The sequence below is a fragment of the Klebsiella sp. RIT-PI-d genome, from assembly GCF_001187865.1.
Classification (GTDB): domain Bacteria; phylum Pseudomonadota; class Gammaproteobacteria; order Enterobacterales; family Enterobacteriaceae; genus Superficieibacter.
In genome coordinates this window covers 91,463-100,078 of record NZ_LGIT01000012.1, presented here as the reverse complement: position 1 = coordinate 100,078, position 8,616 = coordinate 91,463, and the positions used below count along the sequence as shown (strand labels likewise).

Sequence of the window (8,616 nt, the reverse complement as noted above, 5' to 3'; positions counted from 1 at the left end):
GGGAACTGCCAGGCATCAAATTAGCAGTATGGCACAGACCTTTGTGGCAGTTCACTACTCGACAGAGAGTAGGACAAAAGCGAAAGCTTTTGAACGTTGCGCAGCAACGGCCCGAAGGGTGAATTACGACGTAATTCATAAACTGCCAGGCATCAAATTAAGCGTGCTGATATGGCTCAGTTGGTAGAGCGCACCCTTGGTAAGGGTGAGGTCCCCAGTTCGACTCTGGGTATCAGCACCAGTTTTAAGATTAACGTTCGGCGCTCAGAAAAGAATTTGTCTGGCGGCAATAGCGCGGCGGTCCCACCTGACCCCATGCCGAACTCAGAAGTGAAACGCCGTAGCGCCGATGGTAGTGTGGGGTCTCCCCATGCGAGAGTAGGGAACTGCCAGACATCAATTAAGTGAAAAGGCCATCCGCAAGGATGGCCTTTTTGCGTTTATATCAGTCAAAATAGCCTGCCTTTTCTTAGTGCAAAACTGTTTAAACAAGCCCGGTAAAGAAAGTTATACCGGGCGATACCATAATTAATGAATAACCTGCGATAAAAATGCGCGGGTGCGCTCAGATTTAGGGTGGGCAAAAAATTCATCTGGCGCTGCCTGCTCAACAATTTCTCCGCGATCCATGAAAATCACCCGATCCGCTACAGTACGTGCAAAGCCCATTTCATGCGTTACGCACAGCATAGTCATACCTGACTGTGCCAGGCCAATCATGGTATCGAGAACCTCTTTAACCATTTCAGGATCGAGTGCAGATGTCGGCTCATCAAACAGCATTATCTTGGGTTTCATACACAGAGAACGCGCAATCGCCACGCGCTGCTGCTGACCACCCGAGATTTGGCCAGGAAATTTATGCGCATGCTCGGCAATTCTCACGCGCTCCAGATAATGCATAGCCAGGGCTTCCGCTTCTTTTTTAGGGATCTTACGTACCCATATTGGTGCCAGCGTACAGTTTTGCAGCACAGTTAAGTGTGGGAAAAGATTAAAGTGCTGAAATACCATCCCGACTTCCTGACGTACTCTTTCGATATTACGAATATCGTCATTCAACTCTATGCCATCGACAACAATCCTGCCCTGCTGATGTTCCTCCAGGTGGTTGATACAGCGAATCGTTGTTGATTTTCCTGATCCAGAAGGACCACAGAGGACAATACGTTCTCCCTGTTTCACCTTCAAATTGATATCTTTTAAAACGTGAAACTGACCGTACCATTTGTTGACATTATCCAGCGTGATCATCGCGTCGGCAGGTTGCATTGTAATTTGATTCATAAAATCCTCAGTGCGGTGTACGCCCGGTATTAAAGCGCTTCTCCAGATGTTGGCTATAGCGCGACATGCTGAAACAAAAGATCCAATAGATCATGGCGGCAAAAACATACCCTTCTGTCGACATTCCCAGCCAGGCGGGATCGACGGTAGCCTGCTGTACGCTGCTAAACAGATCGAACAAACCGATGATGATCACCAGGCTGGTATCCTTAAACAGTGCGATAATCGTATTCACGAGGCCCGGGATAACCAGCTTTAGCGCCTGAGGCATAATGACCAGCGCCTGCGTTTTCCAGTAGCCGAGCGCCAGCGATTCAGCAGCTTCATATTGCCCTTTCGGCAATGCCTGCAAACCACCGCGCACGACTTCTGCTACATAGGCAGACTGGAACAAGATGACCCCCACCAGGGCACGGATTAGCTTATCAATACTGGTGCCCTCTGCCATAAACAGCGGCAACATAACTGATGACATAAAGAGGACCGTGATCAGCGGCACACCGCGCCAGAACTCAATAAAAATGACGGATAAGATCCGCACCACCGGCATAGTAGATCGTCGCCCAAGCGCCAGTAGTATCCCTAATGGTAACGCTCCGGCGATACCCACTGAGGCGATGATAAGCGTTAACGTCAGGCCACCCCAGACGCGGGTTTCCACGCGCTCCAGTCCGGCAAATCCGCCATACAACAAAAACCAGACGAGCAGCGGATAAACGATCGCCCAGGTTGCAATATAACGCCCGCGATGCGGCATACCCTTCCAGAACATTACTGCAATAGAAATCAGACCGATGATGAGAGCCAGATTAATGCGCCAGCGCTGATCGTGCGGATAAAGTCCATACATAAACTGTCCAAAGCGCTGATGAATAAATACCCAGCATGCACCTGCTTTTGTACAGTCAGAACGTGTTGTTCCCACCCAGTTTGCCTGTAATAACGCCCAGTTAACTAATGGCGGGATCAGTTCCCACATCAACCAGATACAGACAATCGTCAGTAGACTATTAGACCAGCTTGAAAATAAGTTTTTCCGTATCCAGACGATGGCCTGACTCGATGTGGCCCGGGTCTGACGTGGAGGATGAGACAGCAGTGCTTTTGTCATTCCCGATCCTTAACGCTCAATCAGCGCAATGCGTCGATTGTAGATATTCATCAGCAGAGAAATGATGAGGCTAATAATCAAATAAACTGACATTGTGATGGCAATAGTCTCTATTGCCTGACCGGTCTGATTCAGCACCGTTCCCGCGAAAAGAGAAACCATATCTGGATAACCGATTGCCGCCGCCAGCGATGAGTTTTTAACGATATTCAGATACTGGCTGGTGAGCGGCGGAATAATGACCCGCAGCGCCTGAGGGATAATAACCTGGCGAAGAGTGACCGGATTCGGCAGACCTAATGAACGAGCGGCTTCATGCTGACCGTGAGGCACAGCCTGAATGCCAGCCCGGATAATTTCAGCAATAAATGCCGAAGTATAAACCGATAGAGCCAGTGTTAATGCCGCCAGTTCGGGAATAAGCACCATGCCGCCGCGGAAGTTAAAGCCCCGCAATTGCGGAATATCCCAGTGCAGCGCAGGACCGACTATCCAGTGAGCGATCAGCGGCAACGCAATAAACATGATGATAATGGTGGGCCAGGATCGGCGTAATTGTCCGGTTTTAAGCTGGTGTGCTTTATTGTACCGATACAGACCAACTGAGAGGGCAATGGCAATCAGAAGCGCGAGTATAAAGCCTGTAATACCTTCTCCCATCTGTGGCGCAGGGATATACAAGCCGCGATTGCTTAGAAAAACCAACTCAAAAGCCTCTACTGCTTGCCTTGGTCCGGGCAAATTACGCAATACGGCAAAATACCAAAAGAAAATTTGCAATAGCGGTGGAATATTACGAAATGTCTCGATATAAACCGTAGATATTTTGCGCAATAACCAGTTGTCAGAAAGACGAGCCAGACCGAGAAAGAAGCCCAGGAAAGAGGCGAAAACAATACACAGCGCCGAAACCAAAAGGGTGTTACATAATCCGACAAGAAATACACGACCATAGGTATCGCCCTGTTCATAATCAATCAGATGCTGAACAATTCCAAATCCGGCGCTGCGATCGAGAAATGCAAAACCAGAAGTAATCCCACGATTATTCAGATTAGTTATGGTGTTATGAATCAAATATACGGCGACGCTGACAACAGCCGCTATCGCCAGAATTTGAAATAGCCAGGCACGAACCGCGGGGTTGGAAAAGGACCACGATCCTTTTACGGCTGGGCGGCGATGTGACATAAGCAAACCTCTGTTACTATGACTCTGGGTAAGGCACCGCCTGAGCGGTGCCCGTTACATCGCGCTGTATTAACGTACCGGCGGAGCGTACTGAATACCGCCGTTATTCCAGAGATTGTTCTGCCCGCGTTTGATTTTCAGAGGGCTTTCAGACCCGACGTTACGTTCGAACACTTCGGCATAATTACCGACTTTTTTGATAATGTTATAAGCCCACTTATTATCAAGCTTCAGATCCTTACCATAATCACCCTCTTTGCCTAACAGGTGCGCCATATCCGGCGTGGCAGGGTTTGCCGCTTTTTCATCGACGTTCTTCGAGGTGATCCCCATTTCTTCCGCATTCAGCATGGCGAACAGCGTCCAGCGAACAACTGCAAACCATTCATCATCACCGCGGCGAACAACCGGACCCAGCGGCTCTTTCGAAATGACTTCAGGCAGGACGATCCATTCGCCTGGGGTACTTAGCTTGATGCGCAGAGCATAAAGTTGCGACTGGTCAGAGGCCAGAGTATCGCAGCGGCCAGATTCCAGGGCTTTGGCAGATTCGTCAGAGCGATCGAAAGTGACAGGGGTATATTTCATATTGTTGGATTTAAAGTAATCGGCCACGTTCAGCTCGGTATCAGTTCCTGCCTGAATACATACTGTTGCACCATCAAGCTCTTTCGCGCTTTTTAGCCCGGCTTTATTGTGGGTAAGAAAACCGATACCGTCATAATACGTTACGCCGGTAAAGGTCATTCCCATACCTGCATCGCGCGATGAGGTCCAGGTCGTATTACGGGATAACATATCGACTTCGCCTGATTGCAGCGCGGTGAAACGCTCTTTCGCCGTGAGAGGGGTATATTTCACTTTACTATCATCGCCAAACAGGGCGGCAGCCACGCCACGACAAATGTCCACATCAATACCGGTGAACTTACCGTTAGCGTCCGCGTACGAAAAGCCCGGCAATCCGTCACTGATCCCACACTGTACGAAACCTTTCTTTTTCACAGCATCAAAAGTGGTACCTGCATGAGCCTGACTCGTAACAGCGAGAAGCACCCCGGCAGCGGCCAGACTGGCTAACATCATCTTTTTCATAAAGCATCCTGTGTAGCGAAAATTTATCGTTATAGAGAGACGTCCGGGACCACGTTGAACCCGGGCTGTGGCTGTGGCCATACTTTATAAAGCAAAGGTAGTGCCAGTTTTGCGCGCACTGAGATTTCAGTTTCGCGAACGCATCAGGATGAGTGTAGAGGTAAGAAAAGAAATTTCGCGCCCCCGCATGGTGCGAAAATGAAACGTATGCCACAAAGTGGAGCAAAAAACTTTCATAAATGAGAGGCGGATATCAGGTGATGAAGTGCGTGAATATAACGTCGCTATGGAATGTGTGAAGAAATAAAAGTGGGGGAGGGAACGCAGCGCGATCGGTTTCGCACTGCGTGAGATCTTATTTAGTTAACGCAACAATACCCAGCGTCAGACCGGCCAGCGCGGCAGCCCCACCGGCGATAGCGCCTGCTGTTTCCCAGTTATCCTGAGTTGTGCCTTTCATACAGGTATTGGTGTGTACCAGACGACCCTGATCGTCATAGACCGGTACGCACGGAGAATCATGTGCACAGCCCGCCAGAACGGCAGCCAGCATTGCAACGGAGATGAATTTTTTCATGGTGTTACCTCTAAATAAAGCCACGTTTCGCGTCGAAGAGTCGCGGCATCGGGCATTGAGGGTATTTTACCACCCGGCACACGTTTTGTTACGCGTGAATACTCTCAAATTATTAGCTCTGTAAACATTATGGAGAGAGGGGCGCTAAATACCGGGGAGTGTGGAGAAATCATGAAGGTAAAAGTACTGCATTAGAAAATAGCAGAGGTGCCAGTAGCCCCCCTGCTATTGCACTTATTTCGCGCGGCCGATTGTCCAGCCACGGATCACAACGAAGAAGGCAGGGACGAAGAAAATAGCCAGCAATGTTGCGGAGATCATCCCGCCCATCACGCCAATCCCGACCGCATTTTGTGCACCGCTACCGGCACCGCTGCTTTTTGCCAGTGGTAATACGCCAAGCATAAAGGCCAGAGAAGTCATCAGGATAGGACGCAAACGCATACGAGCCGATTCAATAGTGGCTTCAATCAGTCCTTTATGTTCTTTTTCCATTAGTTCTTTGGCAAACTCTACAATGAGTATCGCGTTCTTCGCCGAGAGACCGATGGTGGTCAACAGTCCTACTTTAAAGTACACGTCATTACTCATATCGAAGACGGTCGCCGCTAACAACACGCCAATAATCCCAAGCGGTACCACCAGCATAACGGAGAAGGGAATCGACCAGCTCTCATAAAGCGCAGCCAGGCACAGGAAGACCACAACCATCGAGATTGCGATTAGCGCCGGAGCCTGATCGCCAGAGAGTCTTTCCTGATAAGACAGTCCGGTCCAGTCATAACCTATCCCGGCAGGCAATCTGGAAGCCAGGCTTTCCATCAGGGCCATCGCATCACCAGAACTTTTACCTGGCGCAGGCTCACCAATAATTTCCATTGATGGCAGGCCGTTATAACGTTCCAGACGCGGTGAACCGTAGCTCCAGTGAGATGTGCTGAACGCAGAGAAAGGCACCATCTCATTGCTTGCGCTGCGGACATACAGATTATTAATATCTTCAGGTAACATACGAAACTTCGCATCGGCCTGAACATATACCTTTTTCACACGTCCGCGATCGATAAAATCATTCACATAACTTCCACCCAACGCCGCAGAGACCGTCTCGTTAATATCGGAGAGCGAAACGCCGAGGGCCTGAGCTTTTTCCTGATCAACATCCAGCTTGAACTGTGGCGTATCTTCCAGGCCATTAGGACGCATATTGATCAGCGTATCCCGATGCTGCATCGCCATGCCCAATAACTGATTACGCGCCTGTGTTAACGCCGTATGACCAAGCCCTGCCTGATCGATAAGCTCAAAGTCAAAGCCAGTTCCGGTGCCCAGTTCAGTAATTGCCGGCATGTTGAATGGAATCACTCGGGCGTCGCTTATCTTGCTGAGCGCTCTCATTGCGCGACCAATAACCGCCTGCGCACTGTTCTCTTTACCGTTGCGCTCCTCCCACGGTTTGAGACTGACAAAGGCCATGCCGGCATTTTGACCCTGACCGCTGAAGCTAAAGCCGTTAACGGTAAATACGCTATTAACGTTGGCTTTTTCATCATTCAGAAAATAATTCGTGACCTTGTCCATCACCTGCTGGGTACGTTCTTGCGTTGCGCCAGCCGGAAGCTGAACCATTGTCAGGAATACACCCTGATCTTCGTTCGGCAGGAAAGAGGTGGGCAAACGTAAAAACAGCGCGGCCAGACCAATAACAATCAGCAGATAGATAACCAAATAACGACCGGTTTTACGCACAATACCGCTAACGCTATGGGTATAGTGTTCTACGCTGCCATCAAACATCCGGTTAAACCAGCCAAAAAAACCGCCTTTATTACTGTGTTTTTCGGCTGATACAGGCTTAAGGAGCGTCGCACAAAGGGCCGGCGTGAGGATCATCGCCACCAGTACGGAGAGCGCCATCGCCGAGACGATCGTAATCGAAAACTGACGATAGATAGCGCCAGTTGAGCCGCCAGAAAATGCCATCGGCACAAATACGGCGGACAGCACCATGGCAATACCCACCAGTGCACCCTGAATTTGCGACATGGATTTCTCGGTCGCTTCTCTGGGCGGCAGATGCTCCTCTTGCATCACGCGCTCGACGTTTTCCACAACCACAATAGCATCATCGACCAATAACCCTATTGCCAGCACCATACCAAACATGGTCAGGGTGTTTATTGAGAAGCCAAAGGCATCAAGAATGGCAAATGTGCCCAGTAATACCACCGGAACTGCAATTGTCGGAATCAATGTTGCCCGGATGTTCTGTAAGAACAGATACATAACGAGGAAGACTAAAACGATCGCTTCAAACAGCGTTTTAACAACTTCACGAATAGAGATTTGCACGAAAGGCGTGGTGTCATAGGGATAAACCGTCTTCACGCCGTGCGGGAAGAAAGGCTCCAGCTCAACCAGCTTACGTTTAACTGCTTCCGCTGCGTCCAGAGCGTTAGCACCCGTCGCAAGCTTAATACCAAGACCGGTTGCCGGACGGCCGTTAATACGGGCGATGGTATTGTAGTTCTCACCGCCAAGCTCAATTCGCGCCACATTTTTCAGGTGAACAATGGAACCGTCGGCATTTACCCGCAGAGTGACGTTGCCGAACTCATCAGGATCCTTAAGTCGCGTTTGTGCAATGATTGAGGCATTCAACTGCTGGCCTTTTACCGAAGGTGCGCCACCAAGCTGGCCTGCAGCAATCTGATTGTTCTGCACTTTAAGCTGATTAATGACATCGACCGGCGTTAACTGATACTTATTGAGCAGATTGGCGTCCAGCCAGATACGCATTGCATATTGCGCACCGAACAGTTGAACATCCCCGATGCCGTTAAGACGGCTGAGCGGATCTTTCACATTTGATGCGACGTAGTCGGCAATATCATCCTGCGTAACGTTAGGATCGTCAGAAACGAAACCCGCGACCATCAGAAAGCTGCTGGTGGATTTCTTAACGGAAATTCCCTGCTGCTGAACTTCCTGTGGCAGTAAAGGCATTGCCAGCTGAAGCTTGTTCTGCACCTGAACTTGCGCGATATCGGGATCGGTACCGGATTTAAAGGTCAGCGTAATGGTAACGCCTCCGGCTGAGTCGCTGGTGGAGGACATATACATCAGATTATCAATACCGTTCATATTCTGTTCGATAATCTGCGTGACGGTGTCCTGCACCGTTTGTGCATCTGCGCCAGGATAGGTTGCCGAAACGGAAACCGCAGGCGGCGCAATACTTGGGTATTGTGCGACAGGCATTTGCATGATTGCCATTACGCCAGCCATCATCAAAATGATAGCCAGTACCCATGCAAAAATAGGTCGTCTGATAAAAAAGTTAGCCATGTGCGGT

6 protein-coding genes, 1 tRNA gene and 1 rRNA gene are annotated in these 8,616 nt (G+C 49.7%); 2 read left to right on the top strand and 6 right to left on the bottom strand.

Annotated features, from left to right (window positions below; genetic code table 11):
- Positions 1 to 165: 165 nt before the first annotated feature.
- Positions 166 to 241, top strand: a tRNA-Thr gene (locus AC791_RS17375).
- Between the two features lie 38 nt (positions 242 to 279).
- Positions 280 to 395, top strand: a 5S ribosomal RNA gene (rrf, locus tag AC791_RS17370).
- A 133-nt stretch (positions 396 to 528) separates the two neighbouring features.
- Here the strand turns inward: rrf and AC791_RS17365 are convergent.
- The 6 genes from AC791_RS17365 to AC791_RS17340 all read right to left on the bottom strand — a co-directional run bounded on the left by AC791_RS17365 (position 529) and on the right by AC791_RS17340 (position 8,609).
- A complete protein-coding gene (locus AC791_RS17365) occupies positions 529 to 1,287 on the bottom strand; it encodes an amino acid ABC transporter ATP-binding protein (protein WP_049841747.1) in 759 nt (252 codons plus the stop codon).
- Between the two features lie 7 nt (positions 1,288 to 1,294).
- A complete protein-coding gene (locus AC791_RS17360; protein ID WP_049841746.1) occupies positions 1,295 to 2,398 on the bottom strand; it encodes an amino acid ABC transporter permease in 1,104 nt (367 codons plus the stop codon).
- Positions 2,399 to 2,407: 9 nt separating this feature from the next.
- Entirely contained in the window at positions 2,408 to 3,589 is a 1,182-nt protein-coding gene (locus tag AC791_RS17355; RefSeq protein ID WP_049841745.1) for an amino acid ABC transporter permease, read from the bottom strand.
- Positions 3,590 to 3,658: 69 nt separating this feature from the next.
- Positions 3,659 to 4,684 carry an amino acid ABC transporter substrate-binding protein gene (locus tag AC791_RS17350; RefSeq protein ID WP_049841744.1) on the bottom strand — a complete coding sequence of 342 codons (1,026 nt, stop codon included), beginning with the start codon at positions 4,682 to 4,684 and terminating at the stop codon, positions 3,659 to 3,661.
- A gap of 355 nt (positions 4,685 to 5,039) precedes the next feature.
- On the bottom strand, positions 5,040 to 5,261 hold the full coding sequence (locus AC791_RS17345) for a lipoprotein (RefSeq protein ID WP_049841743.1): 222 nt from the start codon (positions 5,259 to 5,261) through the stop codon (positions 5,040 to 5,042).
- Between the two features lie 234 nt (positions 5,262 to 5,495).
- Positions 5,496 to 8,609, bottom strand: coding sequence for an efflux RND transporter permease subunit (locus AC791_RS17340; protein WP_049841742.1), 3,114 nt, complete (start codon positions 8,607 to 8,609; stop codon positions 5,496 to 5,498).
- Between the last annotated feature and the right edge of the window lie 7 nt (positions 8,610 to 8,616).

What these genes read in the sequence shown, in the direction of transcription:
- AC791_RS17365 (WP_049841747.1), bottom strand. Translation starts at nt 1,287, where the DNA reads ATGAATCAAATTACAATGCAACCTGCCGACGCGATGATCACGCTGGAT.
- AC791_RS17345 (WP_049841743.1), bottom strand. Translation starts at nt 5,261, where the DNA reads ATGAAAAAATTCATCTCCGTTGCAATGCTGGCTGCCGTTCTGGCGGGC.
- AC791_RS17340 (WP_049841742.1), bottom strand. Translation starts at nt 8,609, where the DNA reads ATGGCTAACTTTTTTATCAGACGACCTATTTTTGCATGGGTACTGGCT.
- AC791_RS17350 (WP_049841744.1), bottom strand. Translation starts at nt 4,684, where the DNA reads ATGAAAAAGATGATGTTAGCCAGTCTGGCCGCTGCCGGGGTGCTTCTC.
- AC791_RS17355 (WP_049841745.1), bottom strand. Translation starts at nt 3,589, where the DNA reads ATGTCACATCGCCGCCCAGCCGTAAAAGGATCGTGGTCCTTTTCCAAC.
- AC791_RS17360 (WP_049841746.1), bottom strand. Translation starts at nt 2,398, where the DNA reads ATGACAAAAGCACTGCTGTCTCATCCTCCACGTCAGACCCGGGCCACA.